This is a genomic window from Azospirillum sp. A26 (assembly GCF_042604635.1).
In the GTDB taxonomy this organism is placed as follows: Bacteria; Pseudomonadota; Alphaproteobacteria; order Azospirillales; family Azospirillaceae; genus Azospirillum; species Azospirillum palustre.
The window spans coordinates 155,634-171,828 of sequence record NZ_CP170474.1; the positions used below are offsets into that span (position 1 = coordinate 155,634).

Here is a 16,195-nt window from a genome sequence, read left to right on the forward strand (position 1 = left end):
ATGACCACGCATAAGGGTTGGGTCGCGCTCCTGTTCCTGCTCGGAGCGTGCACCTCCGTGCCCGGCAGCGGCCCGACAGACCCAAGCACGCCGCTGCTCGCCCCCGGCGAGCCGCTGGCCCTGCCGCGCCCGTCCGATCTCGGACAGAGCGTCGAGGCGGCACAGCTCATCACCGCCAGCCGCGACGGGCAGACCTTCGTTTTCGAGGGCCGGATCAGCGTCACGCCGGAGCGCTTTCTGCTGGTCGGCGTGGACAGCCTGGGCCGTCGCGCCATGACCGTCACCTGGAGCGCTGCCGGGTTGGAGGTGGAGACCGCCCCCTGGCTGCCCCCGGCCCTGCGGCCGGGCAGCATGCTGGCCGACATCGTCGTGCTGTACTGGCCCGAAGCGGTCGTGCAGCAGGCGATCGCCCCCGCGGGCGGCACGCTGAGCGCCGACCCGCACCGTCGCAGCGTGCGCATCGGCGGCAAGGAGGTGCTGCACGCCGAACGCAGCTGGGCCGACGGCGCGCCGTGGACTGGCACGTTGCGCTACGCCAACCTCGCCTGGGGCTACGAGATCGAGGTGCAGTCCACGGCGGCATCCACGGCGGCGGCGCAATGAGCCCCCCGCTCGGGCTTGCCGCCCTGGGCCTCGCCACCCCCATCGGCACCAGGGCTGACGCGGTCGCCGATGCCTTGTTCGCCGGCACCCGCGACGGTCTGCGCCCGCGCTCCGGCTTCGTGCCCGGCCGCGCAGTGCATGTCGGTTCGGTGGACGCGCCGCTGCCGCCGGTGCCGGCGGGGCTGGAGACCTACGACTGCCGCAACAACCGCCTGCTGCTGCTGGCCCTGGAGCAGATCCGCGACGCCGTCGAAACGGCGGCCGCGCGCCACGGCCGGCACCGGATCGCCGTGATCATCGGCACCAGCACCTCGGGCATGGCCGAGGCGGAGGCCGGCTTCGCGGCGATGCGCCGCGACGGCGCCTGGACGGGGCCGTTCCATTACGACCAGCTTGCCACCGGCGGGCCGGCGGAGTTCGCGGCGCGCGCGCTCGACCTGCCGGGGCCGGCCTACACGGTGGCGACGGCCTGCTCCTCCAGCGGCAAGGTGTTCGCGTCCGCCCGGCGGCTGATCCGCTCGGGCCTGTGCGACGCCGCCCTCGTCGGCGGTGCCGACACGCTGTGCGGCACGACCCTGGGCGGCTTCAGCGCGCTGGAGGCGGTGTCGGCGGGCCTGTGCAATCCCTTCAGCGCCAATCGCGACGGCATCAACATCGGCGAGGCGGCGGCGGTCTTCCTGTTGACCGCGGAAGATGCCCCGGTGCGGCTTCTCGGGGTGGGTGAAAGCTCCGATGCGCACCACGTCAGCGCCCCCGACCCGGAAGGCCGCGGCGCCTTCGCCGCAATGCGGGCGGCGCTGGGCGACGCCGGGCTGGCGCCGCAGGACATCGCTTACGTCAACCTGCACGGCACCGCGACGGCGCTGAACGATTCCATGGAGGGCAAGGCGGTGCACGCGCTGTTCGGCGACGCGACGCCGTGCAGTTCGACCAAGGCGATGACCGGCCACACGCTGGGCGCCGCCGGGGCGTGCGAGGCGGCGTTCCTGTGGCTGACTCTGAATCCGGCCCACAACCCCGACGGCCTGCTGCCACCACACCTGTGGGACGGCGCGCCCGACCCGGAGATCCCGCCGCTGAACCTGATCGGCCCCGGCGCTGCGCTTCCTGCCGGGCCGGCGGCAATGCTCAGCAACTCCTTCGCGTTCGGCGGCAGCAACGTGGCCCTGGTGCTGGGCCGGGGGGAATGGCGATGAGCGCGTATCCGTGGCCCATCGAGGATCTGCTGCCACACGCCCGCCCAATGATTTTGCTGGACGAAGCGGTCGGACGGGTGGACGACCGCTTCGTATCGGCGCTGACCGTGCGGGAGGGGGCGCCCTTCGTGGTGACGGGGCGGGGCGCCCCGGCCCATGTCGCCGTGGAGTGGATGGCGCAGACCTGCGGCGCCCAGGTCGGAGCTGAGGCCAGGGAAGCCGGCGGCGACGTCCGTCTCGGCCTGCTGCTGGGCACGCGCGACTTCCGCGCCTCCGTTCCCTGGTTCGCCATCGGCGAGCGGTTGGAGGTGTCGGTGGCACCGGTCTTCCGGGACGAGAACATCGGGTCTTTCGATTGTGTGGTGACGCGCGCGGGCACTGGGGAGGAACTGGCGAAGGCCCAGCTCACCGTCTACCAGCCCGAGGACACGGCCGCGCTGCTCGCCAGCCAGGGAGTTCAGGTCGAACGATGAAGAAGACGATTCTGGTCACCGGAGCCAGCAAGGGCATCGGCCGTGCGGTCGCCGAACGGCTGGCCGCCGACGGTTTTGCGGTGGTGGTGCATTACGGCCGCGACGCGGCCGGCGGCGAGGCGACGCTGGCCGACATCCGCAAGACCGGCGGCGAGGGCCGGCTGCTCGGCTTCGACATCGCCGACCGCGCCGCCGCCCGCGCCGCGCTGGAAGCCGACATGGAGGCGCACGGCCCCTATTGGGGCGCCGTCCTGAACGCGGGCATCGCCCGCGACGCCGCCTTCCCGGCCATGGCAGACGACGATTGGGATTCGGTCCTCAACACCAACCTCGACGGCTTCTACAACGTGCTGAAGCCACTGGTGATGCCGATGGTCTCGGCCCGCAGGGGCGGGCGGATCGTGACGCTGTCGTCGGTGTCGGGGCTGATCGGCAACCGCGGACAGGTCAATTACAGCGCCGCGAAGGCCGGCATCATCGGCGCCACCAAGGCGCTGGCGATCGAGCTGGCGAAGCGGAACATCACGGTGAACTGCGTGGCGCCCGGCATCATCGAAACGCAGATGACCGACGGGCTGCCCATGGACGAAGCCTTGAAGCTGGTTCCCATGCGCCGAGCCGGACGGCCGGAGGAAGTCGCGTCGGTGGTGTCCTTCCTGTGCTCCGACGGGGCGGCGTACGTGACGCGGCAGGTGATCGCGGTGAACGGGGGTATGGTGTGATGCGCAGGGTTGTCATCACCGGCATGGGTGGGGTGAGCGCGCTGGGCGAGGACTGGCCGACCATCCGCGCCCGCATGGCGAAGGGCGAGAGCGCCGTCCGCACCATGGGGGAGTGGGACCGCTTCCACGGGATCAACACGCGCCTCGCCGCCCCTGTGACCGGTTTCTCGGTGGAAAACCGCTACCCGCGCAAGAAGACGCGGACCATGGGGCCGGTCTCCAAGATGGCCGTCTACGCCACCGAGAAGGCGCTGAACGACGCGGCGCTGCTGAACGACCCGTTCGTCCGCGGCGGGCGCGTGGGCATCGCCTATGGATCATCGTTCGGCAGCCCCGCCCCGGTGATCGCCTTCGCCGAGTTGATGACCCAGGGCGCGTCGAGGACGCTCAACGCCACCAGCTACATCCAGATGATGAGCCACACGGCGGCGGTGAACATCGGATTGTTCTACGGCGTCACCGGCCGCATCATCCCGACCAGCAGCGCCTGCACCTCCGGTAGCCAAGCCATCGGCTATGCCTACGAGGCGATCAAGTGGGGCAAGGCCGACGCCATGATCGCGGGCGGCGCCGAAGAACTGGACGTGACCGAGTCGGCGGTCTTCGACACGCTGTTCGCCACCTCCACCCGCAACGACCGCCCGCACACCAGCCCCCGCCCTTACGACCGCGACCGCGACGGGCTGGTGATCGGCGAAGGCGCCACCACCCTGATTCTGGAGGAGCGCGAGCACGCCATCGCCCGCGGCGCCAACATCCACGCGGAGATCGTCGGCTTCGCCTGCAACTCCGATGGCAACCACGTCACCCAGCCGCAGGCCGGGACCATGGAGATCGCCCTGCGCATGGCGCTGCAGGACGCCGGGTTGTCGGCGGACGACATCGGCTTCGTCAACGGCCACGGCACGGCCACCGAGTGGGGTGACATTGCCGAAACCGCGGCGACCCACGCCGTCTTCGGCCCGCGCGCACCCATCCATTCCTTGAAGAGCTATTTCGGCCATTCGTTGGGCGCCTGCGGCGCTCTGGAAGCGTGGCTGGGCATCGAGATGATGCGCGATGGTTGGTTCGCCCCGACCGCCAACCTGGACAATGTGGACGAACGCTGCGCCGAGTTGGACTACATCATGGGCGAGGCCCGGCGGATCGACACCGAGTTCCTTATGTCCAACAACTTCGCCTTCGGCGGCATCAACACATCGCTGGTGTTCCGGCGCGGGTAGACAGGCGTCTATTCCGCAGCCTCCGCCGGGAACCCCGTTGCCAGGTTCGCCGCGCTCATGCCGGAGATCACCACCGCCTCGACGCCGGGACCGCTTTGGCAGCCGGCGCCGACCAGCATCAGCCCCGGCAGCGGCGTCTTGTTCGGCGGGCACCATTGCCCGCGGGCGGCGCCGTAGATGGCGCCATTGTCGGCGAGCGCGTAGCGGGTGAAGGTCGTCGGGCTGGCCGTCTGACGGTAGAGGATGCGGCCCCGCAGCCCGGGAAGCATGCTCTCCGCCGCGGTGACCAGACGGTCGGCGAAGGCTTCCTTGCGCTGGCGGTTAGCGGCCTTGTCGGCGGCGAACCACTCGGCGGCCTCCGGTTCGGGCCGCAGGCAGAGCATGGTGACGGCGGCGTGGCCCTCCGGGGCCAGGGACGGATCGACCGCGCTCGGGTTGCCGATTCCGAAATGCAGGCCGTCCGCCCCGACGAACACGCGGGCCGGCAGGTTCGGAACGCCTTCCACAGCGAGGCTGACCAGCACCGCAGTGGGGCCGCGCTTCAGACCTCTCACACGCTGGGCGTAGCGCCTGGGCAGCAGTGCCGGGTCCACCAGCCGCGTCAACGTGCCGACCACGTCGCAATTGGCCAACACCAACGGCGCCCGGTGCACCGTTCCATCGGCGGTGACGATGCCGGCGGCCCGACCGCCCTCGGTCAGGATGCGTTCGGCGCGGGTGCGCAGATGGACAGCGCCGCCCCGCTCCCGCACCACCGCGCACAGCAGTTCCGCCAACCGCTGCGAACCGCCGGCCGGGTACCAGCCGCCTTCCAGATAGTAGCCGAACAGGGGGGCCATCTCACGCACCGGCAGCAGTTCGGGGCGATCGGTGACGTACTCGCTGATGGTGGTCAGCAGAGCCTTCAGCCGCGGGTCGCGCAGATAGGTGCCCAGCATCTCGGCGTAGGGGCGGTGCATCCAACGCCAGGCATCGGGCCGGCGGGCGGTCCAGGACCGCATGGCCTCCAGCGTGGCGGGCGGCATCGGCACGCCGCCGGTCTCGTCCACATCGGCGTAGAGATCGGCGTAGACGCGCTCCATCTCCGCGAAGAAGGCGGCGATTCCCGGAGCCTCTTGCGGGAACACCGATTGGAGGCGCGGCACCAAGTCCGCCAGCTGGTCCGGTACATCCAGGCACAGCCCGTCCTGCACATAGCGGTGGCGGACCCGGCGCCAATCCATGCGGTGCGCCACGCCCAGGCCATCCAGCAGCCGCCGCAGCGGACCACGCGGTCCCAGCCCGCTGAAATCCTGCACCCCGGCGTCGAAGACGTAGCGCCCGACGGATCCGTCCCGGCCGCGGACCTTGCGCAGCCAGGACGAGCAGTAGCCTCCCGGCCGGTCGTGCGCTTCCACCACCAGCACCTTCAGCCCGCGCGCCGCCAGCGTCGCCGCGGCCGACAAACCGCCGATCCCGGCGCCGACCACCACCGCGTGATGGTCGTACTCCCCGGCCGGCCAACAGCCGAATGTCGGCATCGGCCATGCCGAGGACTGACCGGACGAGGAGCGATGCGTCATTCGAGGAAAGCCGGGCAATGGAGGACGGGAGCCCAACATTCTATACGCCTCACCCCACGCGATGCCATCTCAGGCTGTAAAATTCCGTGACTTGGTTTCACCGAGGTCCGGCCTTCGGGTCGGCCCAGAAGTCGAAGAAGTTGTACCATTGCAGTGGATCTCGCAAGCAATGGTGTTCCAGCCTTGCAGCATAGCGTGCGGCGAGCGCGGCAAGCGCGTCGTCCTTGCCCCGCCGCGGCAATTCGATGCGTTCGGCGAAGGGCTCGAAGGTGACGCGGTGGCCCTGCCCCTCGCGCAGACAGAACAGGAGATAGACCGGGCAGCCCATCAGCGCCGCCAACACGTAGGGTCCCTGCGAGAAGGCGGCGTCCCGGCCGAGGAACGGAACCCGGCTGACCCGGCCGTTGAACTCCACCGGAGTGCGGTCCCCGGCGATGGCGATCCACTCGCCACGCTCCACCCGCTCCTTGAGATCGATGGCGGTCTGCGGGCCGATCTCGGTGACCTGTATGGTGTGGTCCGCGGCGTCGGGGCGGACGGAGCGGATCATCCGGTTGTAGCGAACGGCATGCCGCGTGTGCAGCAGCACGTTGATGTCCTTCTCGAACTGGGTCCCCAGGCGGGCGCGCGACAACTCCGCGTTGCCCAGGTGCGAGACGATCAGCAGCGCCCCCCGCCCCTCGGCGGCGAGACGGCTCAGCGCCTCCGCCCCGTCGACGGCGATGGGGCCAGTACGCTCCGGGGCGGCCCACGCGATGAAGGTGTCGAGCGCCTTGACGGCGAAGCTCATGTGGTGACGCAGCCCCTCCCACCAGGAAGGGGCGGGCAGGCCTTTCGCCGCGTTGGCCTGCACCAGGAAATCCAGAGAATGCCGCCGCCCCGCGGCGTTGGTCGCGTAGAAGTAGCCGACCACCGGCCACAGCAGCGCGATGCAGCCCGGCCGGCCGAGCAGCCGGTAGACCAGCGTCACCAGCCTCATGCCCCACCAAGCGCCCCGCTCTCCCACCGCCGACCAGTGCGCGTCGGCTCCTGTTTTCGGCGGACGGTTGCGCAGCACCGACGGCAGGCGCAGGAGCATGGTCAGCACAAGGCGCGTGTGCATGCGCGTCAGCAGCACATTATCCCGCAGGAGGTTGAAGTTGGAGGTGTTTCCCTCCGGATAGACGACCCGCACGGGGATGTGGATCGGCGGAACGCCGCGCCAGAACAGGCGGACGACGATTTCCGGGTCGAAGTCCATGCGGGTGCCGATCCGCTCGCTGTCCAGCACCGCCATGGTGGGGGCCAGCGGGTAGACGCGGAAGCCGCACATGCTGTCCTTCACCCGTAGCGACAGCGTCTCCACCCAAATCCACACATGGGTGGCCCAGCGCGCGATCAATCGCGAGCGGGGGACGGAGTGGTCATAGACCGGCTGGCCGCTGACCAGCGCATCGGGATGCGCCGTCGCGGTGGCCAGGAGGTCGGCAACGGCGCCAAGGTCATGCTGCCCGTCGGCGTCCACCTGCACCGCGTGGGTGAAACCGCGTTCATGAGCGCGCCGGAGGCCGGCCATGACGGCGCCGCCCTTGCCCCGGTTCACTTCCAACCGCAGCACCTCGACCCCGTCCGCGGGGGCGTGCAGCGCCGCAATGGTGGTGCGGGCAGGCTCACCGCTGCCGTCATCGATCAGGATGACCTCCAGCCCGCGCCTCCGCAACGCCGCGACGATTCCGCCGAGTGCCGTGTGGTGGTTGTGGCTGGGAATGATGGCGCAGGCCCGGATGCTCATGCCTTCTCCATGAGGCTTGCCGGTCGGAGACCGACCACCTACCCCTGTTGCAGGAGCAACGTCAAGCGACTGAAGTCAGCGGCGAGCGGCGATCTGGTCCAGCCTGGCCGCAATGTCGCGCTCGAGATTGCCCACCCAGCGGTTGTAAGCCCGCTCCACCCCGTCGTTGCCGCGCTCCATATTTTTTGCGCTGACGTATTGGATGCGGTAGCTCCGGTTCGAGAACAGAACATCGGCCTCGGCCACCCACGGCCACTTGGTGTAGGTGGCGCGGACCTGTCCATCCGCAAGGTGCTGGAAATGCCAGCCGCGCCGGGCGCCGGCCTCGACGATGGCGAGTTCGATGGCGTTGAGCGGCAGGGCTTGCGCCCCAGGGGGCACAGCGTGCTCCTGGGTCGTCGCGATCGGCCGGGTCTGGCAGGCGGCGAGAAAGAGAATGGCGGCGACCGCCAGAATGTTGCGCACAGGCCTGTCCTTTGTCGATCTCACGCGAGGACGCTATACTTCCCGTTTGGGTGGTTGCAGTCAATGGCTTGACTGCCATTTTCAGGTCCCGGGCCTGTTCATCTTCACCCCAGCCCCAAGCCGCCGAAACCGGCGCCAACTCCAATAAAACCCAACATTATCCGGTCTTATAGCCTAATAAAATAGATTAACGGAATGCTATGGAATCTTTTCAAAAGTTTTGGATTGAAAATTTAGTTTCCAACTATTTGTTTTCTGCGGAACAATAACGGATTCATTCTCTCATCACCTTTGATTTTTGCAAGATAATTCCTAGATTTTTTAATTCTATATTTTTAACAGCTTTCTCCCGTTCGCTGGACGCGGCCGTCTGAGCAAGGCTCGCACCGTCCGTAACCTGAACAGCGACATCCTGTGGCTGCGACTGAACCGCGCCGGGTTTCCCGGAGGCCATTTGTGTTGAGTCACGCTGCCCTGGCGACGTCCTCGACTTTAGCATAGTAGCGCGCTTCGGCTTCGGCAGAAGGAATGTTGCCGATGGGTTCGAGCAAGCGCCGGTGGTTGAACCAGTCGCCCCATTCGAGAGTGGCGAACTCGACGGCCTCCAGGGTGCGCCATGGTCCCCGGCGGCGGATTACCTCGGTCTTGTAGAGGCCGTTGACGGTCTCGGCCAAAGCGTTGTCGTAGCTGTCGCCGACGCTGCCCACGGAGGGCTCGACGCCGGCCCCGGTGAGGCGATCGGTGTAGAGAATGGCAAGGTATTGCGACCCACGGTAGCTGCGCTGGCCCTTCGGGCTCGGAGTGGTGGATGAGGCTGCTGGCCTTGGCGGGCCGACGGTCGTGGAGCGCCTGTTCCAGGGCGTCGAGGACGAAGCTGGCGTGTGCTGTGCGCGACACCCGCCAGCCGACGATGCGACGGGCAAAGGGGTATCGATGACGAAGGCCACGTAGACGAAGCTCTGCCACGTGGCCACATACGTGAAATCCGCCACCCACAAGGCATTCGGGCGGGGCGCCTGGAATTTGCGGTTCACCCGGTTCTGCGGACAGGGCGCCGCCTTGTCACTGCTTGTGGTGCGCACCGCCTTGCCGCGCATCGCTCCCTTCAGGCCCATCTGGCACATCAGCCGGGCCACCGTGCAGCGGGCCACGTCGAGGCCTTCCCGCCCCAACTGCCGCCACACTTTCCTCACCCCATAGACCTGGAAGTTTTCATTCCAGACCCGTCGGATAGCCAAACTCAGCTCCGCGTCGCTTCGCGAGCGGGCCGGCGCCTTGGCCGGATCAGCCGTTCGAGCGGCGTGGGCGTGGTAGGTCGACGGGGCAATCGGCAGAACCCTGCAGATCGGCTCGACCCCGTGGGCGGCGCGGTGCGCGTCGATGAAGGCGATCATTTCCGGAACGGGCGGTCGAGCTCCGCCTGGGCGAAATACGCTGACGCCTTGCGTAGGATCTCGTTCGCCTGGCGCAGTTTCCGGCTCTCACACTCCAGCGCCTTGATCCGCTCCTGCTCGTCCGTTGTCGGCCCCGGCCGCTTGCCCTGGTCACGCTCGGCCTGCCGGACCAAACCCCGCAGCGTTTCCGGAGTGCAGCCGATCTTCGCCGCGATCGAACTGATCGCCGCCCACTGCGACGAATGTTCGCCTTCGTGTTCGAATACCATCGGAACCGCGCGTTCGCGGACTTCAGGCGCGTATCTGGGTGATGCAGGTTTCGTCATGTTGACCCCACTCTCTCGGAGGATGGGGGCTTCCGGGAAACCCGGCGCGGTTCACTTCATGGGGTTATCGCACTCATAATTGGCCCTACAGGGCAACAACCAGAACAGATTCGGTGAGGAAAGACATGCTGGGTAAAACGACTTGGGCGCCATTGTCGGTGGCGGCTTTGCTGGTCGGCTGTGCCGGGCAGCAGCAGGGTGCGGCGACCGGCGACGGGACAGGCGCCACCGCTTCGGCCGCACCGTCGACGCCGGGAGGACGAATGGTGAAGTCACGCGACGGCCGCTATTAGGGCGAGGTTATCGGCACCCCCGCCCCCGGCAGCCGTTTCGCAAAATTGCAGATCGGCATGACGATGGAGGAGGTCTCCACCCTGATCGGCGCACCGGACAACATGATCCGGCACGAGACTGGCAAGCGCTGGATTCCGTTCTATTTCGGCAACGACGCCCAGCGGCTTCAGGTGATCTACCGCAATGAAGGCTGCCTGACCTACACCGGCGGCAATGTCTTCGGCGGCGGCGGGTCGGAACTGATCCGCATCACCGTCGCGCCGAAGGGCGGTTGCCTGGACACGTAAAGCCGCCGATGGAAGCCGCCGACTGGCCAAAGCGGGGAGTCCCCACCCCGCTCAGGCATCGATCAGAAGGCGGTTCTTTTCCATCGTCACCTTCTCCGTCCTGGCGGTGGCGATCACCGCCTTCTGGAGCTTCTCGAAGGCACGCACCTCCAGCTGGCGCACGCGCTCGCGCGAGACGTGGAAGGTCTGGCTCAGTTCCTCCAGCGTCAGTGGCTCGTCGCGCAGGCGGCGGGCGATCAGGATCTTGCGCTCGCGGTCATCCAGCACGCCCAGCCCGAGCTTCAGGAACTGCTGGCGCCGGCGGCGCTCCTCGGAATCGGCAAGCGTCGTCTCCTGGTCCGGACGGTCGTCGGCCAGCAGGTCCTGCCACTCGGCATCGCCATCCTCCGACAAACCGACATTCAGCGAGCGGTCGTTGCCCAGGCGGCGGTTCATCTCCACCACCTCAGCCTTCGACACGTTCAGTTCGGTGGCGATGCTCTCCACCGCTTCCGGCGACAGGTCGCCACTCTCCAGCTCCTGCATCCGTGCCTTCAGACGGCGCAGGCTGAAGAACAGCTTCTTCTGCCCGGCGGTGGTGCCGATCTTCACCAGCGACCAGTTGTGCAGGACATATTCCTGGATAGCGGCACGCACCCACCACGAGGCATAGGTGGCGAAGCGGAACCCCTTGCCGGGATCGAACTTCTGCGCCGCCTGCATGACGCCGACATTGCCCTCCGCCACCAGATCGGCCAGCGGCAGGCCATAGCCGAGATAGCCGCGCGCCATCTTGACGACGAGCCGCAGATGGCTGCCGACCAGCTTGTCGAGGGCCGCCGGTTCCTGGTGGTCGTGCCAGCGGACCGCCAAATCATGTTCCTGTTCAGGCGTCAGATACTGATATTTGCGGGCATCCTGCAAATAGAGCTGCATCGGCTCGGCGGAGCGGGGTTCGGCAGGACGGGTTTGGGCGGTGGGGGTGGTTTGGATCGTGCGGGTTTCAGCGTTTCGCTGCATGGTGTCTCTTTTTCTCCCATCCGACGGGAGCGGCGCCACGGGCAAAGCCCCGGCGTTGTTCGGGTCGGTCCTGTTGAAAGGTCGATTTTTGGTTCGTTGCGTTACCGGCATTCGACGCTGCCGGACGGCGTGCACCGGGTCTCGGTGCTGGAATAGTCAGAGAAGGGGTCCTCTCCAGCCCCGCGGGCAGCGCCGCGACCGGGGAAGGAAGTCGCAGCAGCCGGCACGCCACGAGAGCCGGAGAGGAGCGGCAGGGCCACGCGATCAGCGCGACCGAACCGGGGGAAGTTTAAAGATCATCGGGGCAAAAGCCATTCTGTCGGAGCCGGCGCCATCAGCGGCGCAACAGACTCTATATAGTGATTTTCACAACGCATAAAAGGGGCGCCCAGGCGAATTTCCTGGCACCCCAACTGAAGCTTGGTTTCCGCGTCTGTCTTGGCGGAACGTTCTCGGAAATGGGACAAGCCACCGCCGCTTTCAACCCCCCTACCGCAAAATCGATGATCTTTCGAATTTCGATGGACCTTCATAAGATGATCAATCGATCATCGGTCAAATTATGCAAAACAAACCCCAAGATGAGATTTTATTAGAAAGTCTAAACACTGTCTTCCAATGATCATGCCGTGTTATTTTTAGGTTGTCACTTGCAGTCTTACCTCTTCTGCGCTTACCGTCGGCCTGTTTCCAGCATCCACCGACCCGAGGCTAGAGCCGACATGCTTGAAGACATCGTGATCGACACCCCTGTCGACCGGCCGCATACGTCCGGCCAGACGTCTGAACGGATTTCCGGCCATGCGCCGTCCCAGCCTCTGCGTGTCGCGGTGCTGTGGAAGACGCCGAATCTCGGCCTCTATTCGAACGCTCCCTTCGACGACCTGTACAACGGGATCGGGCACAACAACGGCAACCTCGCCTTCGTGCATTCGATCTGCAGCCACATCACCAACCCGGTGAAGCATTTCAGCTGGGGTTCGTCGGCGGAGACGCTGCGGAACAACGCCGACATCATCGTCATCCCCTGCGCCAACCAGCTGGGCCGCCACACCGACTACGGCCAGATGGCGGAGAATCTGGAGAAATCAGGGCTTCCCGTCGTCGCCATCGGTCTCGGTGCCCAGGCGAACAGCTATGAGCACGACATCGAACTCAGCCCCGGCACGCTGCGCTGGGCGCAGGTGATCGCGGCCTCCAACCCGTCCTCCGCGACTTCGCCCAACATCTACACCCGGGGCGCCTACACCACGGCGCAGTTGGACAAGCTGGGCATCGCCGGCTCGCTGCCCGGCGGCTGTCCCTCGCATTTCCTCAACCAGGCGCCGGGCCTGGGCCGGAAGATCCATGCGAACTGGTCGGCGCTCGACCTGCCGCGCTCGATCACCGTGGCCGGCGGCCATCAGGCCTGGGTGAAGACGCGGGAAATCGAGCACCAGCTGATCGCCCTGATGATGGACCCCATCGCCCCCGGCCAGTACATCGTCCAGTCGATGGGCGAGATGATCCGGGCCTCGCGCGGGCTGTTCGACAGCATCGACCCGCATGCGCTGAAGGAAATCCACCGTCACACCGTGCCGCATTACTCCTTCGAGGAGTTCAAGGCCTGGTGCCGGAACTACATGCACTCCTACTATGACGTGCCGGCCTGGATGGACACTCTGCGCCAGCAGGATCTGACCATCGGCTGCCGCTATCACGGCGTCGCCCTGGCGATCCAGGCGGAACGGATGGGCCTGACGGTCACCATCGATTCCCGCACGCGCGAGCTTTGCGAGAACACCGGCGTGCCCTATGCCGACGCCGCCGACCTGACGATGCCGCTGACCCGCAGCCGACTGAAATCGCTGATCAATTTCGACCCGGACGCCTACGACCGCCACCGCGCCGAGTCGGCTGCCCGCTACCTGGACTTCCTGGTTGCCAACCGGCTTCAGCCGGCACCGTTCCTGAAGTCCATCGCCAACGGCAAGTGACGGTGAAGGTCGCCATGCTCCACCGGACCGCAGCGCTGGCGCTCACGCTGGGCATGGTCGCCGCACAGGCCCACGCACTGACCATCAGGAAGACGGGGGAACCGGAAACGGTCACCTCCTGGCAACGCGATGCCTGTGCCGAAAGCGACGCGCCGGACACCCCGGCGCGCGCCTTCCGGGATGCCGGCGGCACGGTGCACCTGATCGCTTCCCATTCCACCGCACGGGCGCTGACCGGCCCGTCGCTGGATGCCATGCGGCCCAACTGCGCGGTGATCTTCCAGGGCCACGGGCAGGACGATCCGCGCCTGCATGACGACCGCAGCTGGATCTCGTCCTTCTATACGCCGGACGGCAGCACGGTCTTCGCCCTGGTCAGCAACGAGTTCCATGCCCAGAAGCGGCGGGCGCTCTGCCCGTCCGGCGAGTACATGCGCTGTTGGCGCAACAGCATCACCGCGGCGGTTTCCAGCGACGGCGGGGCCAGCTTCCGGCTGAGCGCCGCCCCGCCCAACCACACAGTCGCGACGCTGCCCTATCCCTACAGCGGCGACGTCGGCCAGCGCACAGGCTATTTCGCGCCCAGCAACATCGTCCGCAACGGCGACCACTGGTACGCTTTCCTGTGGGCCGAGCGGTTCGGCGCGCAACAGCGCGGCGCCTGCCTGATGCGCACCGACAACCTCGCCGATCCGCAGAGCTGGCGCGGCTGGGACGGCCACTCCTATTCCGTCCGCTTCGTGCGTGACGGCCAGAGCGCCGACGCGCCGGAGAACCATGTCTGCGCTCCGGTCGCTCCCAATGTGTTGCAGGGCACCGTGCGCAGCATCATCCGCCACCGCGTCAGCGGTCTGTTCATCGCCACCGTGGCGATGACCCGCGACGACCGCACCGGCATCTGGACGACCACCTCCCCCGATCTGGTCGGCTGGTCGAAACCGGAGCTTCTGTGGGCCACGCCCCTACTGTTCCGCTACGGCTGCGGCGATGCGGCGGCCTTCGACTATCCTGCCCTGCTCGACCCGAACAGCCAGAGCCGCAATTTCGAGGATGTCGGCAAGACCGCCTACGTCTACATGACGCGGCTGAACCTCGACAAATGCAAGATCACCTGGAACCGCGACCTTGTCCGCATGCGGGTGGAGATCGACGGAGGCTGATCGCCCGGCAACGGCCAGGGTGCCGCGCTCAGAGCGGCCGACCCCGATACCCTGACAAACAACCGTTGCGAAGCGCCGGTCTGCGACCGATGTCTCGGCATGACCCCAGGAACGAGGAGCGGCGCCATGCCGGACAGCGATCCTTTCGATCTCCAGCGCTTCGTCAAGGCTCAGGACCCGGTCTACGCGACCGTGCTGGCGGAACTGAGCGACGGCCGTAAGCGCAGCCATTGGATGTGGTTCATCTTCCCACAGCTGCGCGACCTCGGCCGCTCGCCCACCGCCCAATTCTACGGCATCGCCGGCCTGGACGAGGCGCGGGCCTATCTGGCGCACCCCGTGCTGGGCCGCCGGCTGGCACAGGCAACCGAAACCGTGCTGGCCGTGCAGGGGCGGACGCTTCATGAGATATTCGGGTCACCCGACGACCTGAAGTTCCGCTCTTCCATGACCCTGTTCGCCCAGGCGGCGGCAGAGGGGGGAGACCTCTACCGCAAGGCACTCGACCGGTTCTGCGACGGCCAGCCGGACGACGCGACCTTGACGCTGCTAGCCTGACAGCCGGCCGTCAGGCCAGCAAGTCACCAAGCGCCAGCCCGCGCTCCCGCCCCAGACTGTCCAGCATCGCCAGCGTGGCGCCGTCCAGCGGGATGCCGTCGGCCAGACGCTGCCGGCGGGTGCGGGTTTCCGGCTCGCCCGGCATCTGGATGGCGTCGGCCCCGGGCACCGTGGGCGTGTCGCGGACATAGGCCACCAGATCGTCGAGATCGGCGGCCCATTGCGCGTTGCCGCCGCGCGCCGGGTCGAAGACGATGGCGAACATGTTGTTCATCACCCGGCCGGAATCCTGGTGGGACGGCGTCCCCGGCATCGCCGAGGCCAGCGCCCCCGCCAGCACATCGCACATCAGCGCCAGCCCAAATCCCTTGTGCCCACCCAGCGGCAGCAGGGCGCCCGACGGGTCCTGGAACATCACGCCGGGATCGCGCGTGGGGTCGCCCTGCGGGTCGAGCAGCAGGCCCGGCGCCATCTCCTGCCCCTTGCCCATGGCGACGCGGCATTTGCCGACGGCGACGGCGCTGGTGGCGAAATCCAGGATCAAGGCCGGCGTCGCCTGCGTGGCCGGAACCGCGATGCAGATCGGGTTGGTGCCCAGCCGCGGCCGGGTGCCGTCATGCGGCGCCACCGCCGGGCGGGTGACGACGTTGACGAAGGCGAGCATGACCATCCCGGCACCGCTGCACTGCTCGCCATAGGAACCGACGCGGCCGATATGGTGGCTGTCGCGCAGGGACAGCACGGCCAACCCGTCCTGCCGCGCCTGTTCGATGGCAAGCTCCGTTGCCTCGCGCGCGATCACCTGCCCATAGCCGCTGTCACCGCCGACCGCCAGGAAGGGGCCGGACCGGCCGATCACGGTGGCATGCCGGTTGGGACGCAGCAGCCCGGCGGCAATCGCCGGCATGTACATCGCCAGCATACCGACACCGTGGCTGTCGTGCCCGCGCAGATTGGCCTCGACCAGGTGGTCGGCGACGACCGCCGCTTCCGCTTCCTCGCTTCCCGCCGCTTGCAGCAGACGCCGCGCCGCCTCCGCCAGCCGCTCCGCCTGGACCGGCCGCAATCCGGTGCCATAGACGTCGGCAGTGAAGGACGCCGCCGCGGCGAAGGGATCCGTGTGTGTTTCCGTCATCGTCTGCCTTCCGGTTCGATGGCCCCTATTTGGTTGCCGGCCCCGCGGCGG

The 16,195-nt window shown here is 67.4% G+C and carries 15 protein-coding genes, 1 pseudogene and 1 other annotated feature; of the genes and pseudogenes, 10 read left to right on the forward strand and 6 right to left on the reverse strand.

The window, feature by feature from the left end:
• From ABNQ39_RS24435 to ABNQ39_RS24455, 5 genes are read left to right on the forward strand one after another with little or no spacing between them, the layout of a single operon-like run.
• Positions 1-603: a DUF3261 domain-containing protein gene (locus tag ABNQ39_RS24435; protein ID WP_376962910.1), complete on the forward strand. Its 603-nt coding sequence runs from the start codon at positions 1-3 to the stop codon at positions 601-603.
• Positions 600-1,799, forward strand: a complete 1,200-nt coding sequence (locus ABNQ39_RS24440; protein ID WP_376962912.1) for a beta-ketoacyl-[acyl-carrier-protein] synthase family protein — start codon at positions 600-602, stop codon at positions 1,797-1,799. Before ABNQ39_RS24435 ends, ABNQ39_RS24440 begins: the two co-directional genes overlap by 4 nt.
• Positions 1,796-2,272: an ApeP family dehydratase gene (locus ABNQ39_RS24445; RefSeq protein WP_376962914.1), complete on the forward strand. Its 477-nt coding sequence runs from the start codon at positions 1,796-1,798 to the stop codon at positions 2,270-2,272. Before ABNQ39_RS24440 ends, ABNQ39_RS24445 begins: the two co-directional genes overlap by 4 nt.
• Positions 2,269-2,994 carry a 3-ketoacyl-ACP reductase FabG2 gene (locus ABNQ39_RS24450; protein ID WP_376962916.1) on the forward strand — a complete coding sequence of 242 codons (726 nt, stop codon included), beginning with the start codon at positions 2,269-2,271 and terminating at the stop codon, positions 2,992-2,994. Before ABNQ39_RS24445 ends, ABNQ39_RS24450 begins: the two co-directional genes overlap by 4 nt.
• Positions 2,994-4,217, forward strand: a complete 1,224-nt coding sequence (locus tag ABNQ39_RS24455) for a beta-ketoacyl-ACP synthase (protein ID WP_376962918.1) — start codon at positions 2,994-2,996, stop codon at positions 4,215-4,217. The genes ABNQ39_RS24450 and ABNQ39_RS24455 overlap by 1 nt, the downstream gene beginning before the upstream one ends.
• A gap of 8 nt (positions 4,218-4,225) precedes the next feature.
• Here the strand turns inward: ABNQ39_RS24455 and ABNQ39_RS24460 are convergent, their stop codons facing one another.
• The 4 genes and pseudogenes from ABNQ39_RS24460 to ABNQ39_RS24475 all read right to left on the reverse strand — a co-directional run bounded on the left by ABNQ39_RS24460 (position 4,226) and on the right by ABNQ39_RS24475 (position 9,735).
• On the reverse strand, positions 4,226-5,779 hold the full coding sequence (locus ABNQ39_RS24460) for a phytoene desaturase family protein (RefSeq protein ID WP_376962920.1): 1,554 nt from the start codon (positions 5,777-5,779) through the stop codon (positions 4,226-4,228).
• Positions 5,780-5,876: 97 nt separating this feature from the next.
• Positions 5,877-7,550, reverse strand: a complete 1,674-nt coding sequence (locus ABNQ39_RS24465; protein ID WP_376962922.1) for a glycosyltransferase family 2 protein — start codon at positions 7,548-7,550, stop codon at positions 5,877-5,879.
• Positions 7,551-7,625: 75 nt separating this feature from the next.
• Positions 7,626-8,015: a hypothetical protein gene (locus tag ABNQ39_RS24470; RefSeq protein ID WP_376962924.1), complete on the reverse strand. Its 390-nt coding sequence runs from the start codon at positions 8,013-8,015 to the stop codon at positions 7,626-7,628.
• A 464-nt stretch (positions 8,016-8,479) separates the two neighbouring features.
• Positions 8,480-9,735: pseudogene (locus tag ABNQ39_RS24475) on the reverse strand (IS3 family transposase).
• Positions 9,335-9,451, reverse strand: a sequence feature (AL1L pseudoknot). It overlaps the preceding pseudogene by 117 nt.
• Before the next feature lie 125 nt (positions 9,736-9,860).
• Between ABNQ39_RS24475 and ABNQ39_RS24480 the strand changes: the two are divergent.
• Positions 9,861-10,028: a hypothetical protein gene (locus ABNQ39_RS24480; protein ID WP_376962926.1), complete on the forward strand. Its 168-nt coding sequence runs from the start codon at positions 9,861-9,863 to the stop codon at positions 10,026-10,028.
• Positions 10,029-10,085: 57 nt separating this feature from the next.
• A complete protein-coding gene (locus ABNQ39_RS24485) occupies positions 10,086-10,316 on the forward strand; it encodes a hypothetical protein (RefSeq protein ID WP_376962928.1) in 231 nt (76 codons plus the stop codon).
• Positions 10,317-10,367: 51 nt separating this feature from the next.
• Here the strand turns inward: ABNQ39_RS24485 and rpoH are convergent, their stop codons facing one another.
• Entirely contained in the window at positions 10,368-11,315 is a 948-nt protein-coding gene (gene rpoH / locus ABNQ39_RS24490) for an RNA polymerase sigma factor RpoH (protein ID WP_376962930.1), read from the reverse strand.
• Positions 11,316-12,037: 722 nt separating this feature from the next.
• Here rpoH and ABNQ39_RS24495 point away from each other — a divergent pair.
• From ABNQ39_RS24495 to ABNQ39_RS24505, 3 genes are all read left to right on the forward strand, one after another.
• Positions 12,038-13,291 (forward strand): polysaccharide pyruvyl transferase family protein, encoded by a 1,254-nt coding sequence (locus tag ABNQ39_RS24495; protein ID WP_376962932.1) that lies wholly within the window; start codon positions 12,038-12,040, stop codon positions 13,289-13,291.
• A gap of 14 nt (positions 13,292-13,305) precedes the next feature.
• Complete coding sequence (locus tag ABNQ39_RS24500; RefSeq protein ID WP_376962934.1) at positions 13,306-14,451, forward strand: hypothetical protein; 1,146 nt, start codon at positions 13,306-13,308, stop codon at positions 14,449-14,451.
• Positions 14,452-14,577: 126 nt separating this feature from the next.
• Positions 14,578-15,009: a DUF1810 domain-containing protein gene (locus ABNQ39_RS24505; protein ID WP_376962936.1), complete on the forward strand. Its 432-nt coding sequence runs from the start codon at positions 14,578-14,580 to the stop codon at positions 15,007-15,009.
• A 10-nt stretch (positions 15,010-15,019) separates the two neighbouring features.
• On the opposite strand, the gene ABNQ39_RS24510 is transcribed toward ABNQ39_RS24505, so the two are convergent.
• Complete coding sequence (locus ABNQ39_RS24510; RefSeq protein WP_376962939.1) at positions 15,020-16,144, reverse strand: malate/lactate/ureidoglycolate dehydrogenase; 1,125 nt, start codon at positions 16,142-16,144, stop codon at positions 15,020-15,022.
• Positions 16,145-16,195: the final 51 nt, after the last annotated feature.

What these genes read in the sequence shown, in the direction of transcription:
- ABNQ39_RS24465 (WP_376962922.1), bottom strand. Translation starts at nt 7,550, where the DNA reads ATGAGCATCCGGGCCTGCGCCATCATTCCCAGCCACAACCACCACACG.
- ABNQ39_RS24445 (WP_376962914.1), top strand. Translation starts at nt 1,796, where the DNA reads ATGAGCGCGTATCCGTGGCCCATCGAGGATCTGCTGCCACACGCCCGC.
- ABNQ39_RS24505 (WP_376962936.1), top strand. Translation starts at nt 14,578, where the DNA reads ATGCCGGACAGCGATCCTTTCGATCTCCAGCGCTTCGTCAAGGCTCAG.
- ABNQ39_RS24500 (WP_376962934.1), top strand. Translation starts at nt 13,306, where the DNA reads ATGCTCCACCGGACCGCAGCGCTGGCGCTCACGCTGGGCATGGTCGCC.
- ABNQ39_RS24450 (WP_376962916.1), top strand. Translation starts at nt 2,269, where the DNA reads ATGAAGAAGACGATTCTGGTCACCGGAGCCAGCAAGGGCATCGGCCGT.
- ABNQ39_RS24440 (WP_376962912.1), top strand. Translation starts at nt 600, where the DNA reads ATGAGCCCCCCGCTCGGGCTTGCCGCCCTGGGCCTCGCCACCCCCATC.
- ABNQ39_RS24460 (WP_376962920.1), bottom strand. Translation starts at nt 5,779, where the DNA reads ATGACGCATCGCTCCTCGTCCGGTCAGTCCTCGGCATGGCCGATGCCG.
- ABNQ39_RS24495 (WP_376962932.1), top strand. Translation starts at nt 12,038, where the DNA reads ATGCTTGAAGACATCGTGATCGACACCCCTGTCGACCGGCCGCATACG.
- ABNQ39_RS24435 (WP_376962910.1), top strand. Translation starts at nt 1, where the DNA reads ATGACCACGCATAAGGGTTGGGTCGCGCTCCTGTTCCTGCTCGGAGCG.
- ABNQ39_RS24455 (WP_376962918.1), top strand. Translation starts at nt 2,994, where the DNA reads ATGCGCAGGGTTGTCATCACCGGCATGGGTGGGGTGAGCGCGCTGGGC.
- ABNQ39_RS24480 (WP_376962926.1), top strand. Translation starts at nt 9,861, where the DNA reads ATGCTGGGTAAAACGACTTGGGCGCCATTGTCGGTGGCGGCTTTGCTG.
- ABNQ39_RS24510 (WP_376962939.1), bottom strand. Translation starts at nt 16,144, where the DNA reads ATGACGGAAACACACACGGATCCCTTCGCCGCGGCGGCGTCCTTCACT.
- rpoH (WP_376962930.1), bottom strand. Translation starts at nt 11,315, where the DNA reads ATGCAGCGAAACGCTGAAACCCGCACGATCCAAACCACCCCCACCGCC.
- ABNQ39_RS24485 (WP_376962928.1), top strand. Translation starts at nt 10,086, where the DNA reads ATGACGATGGAGGAGGTCTCCACCCTGATCGGCGCACCGGACAACATG.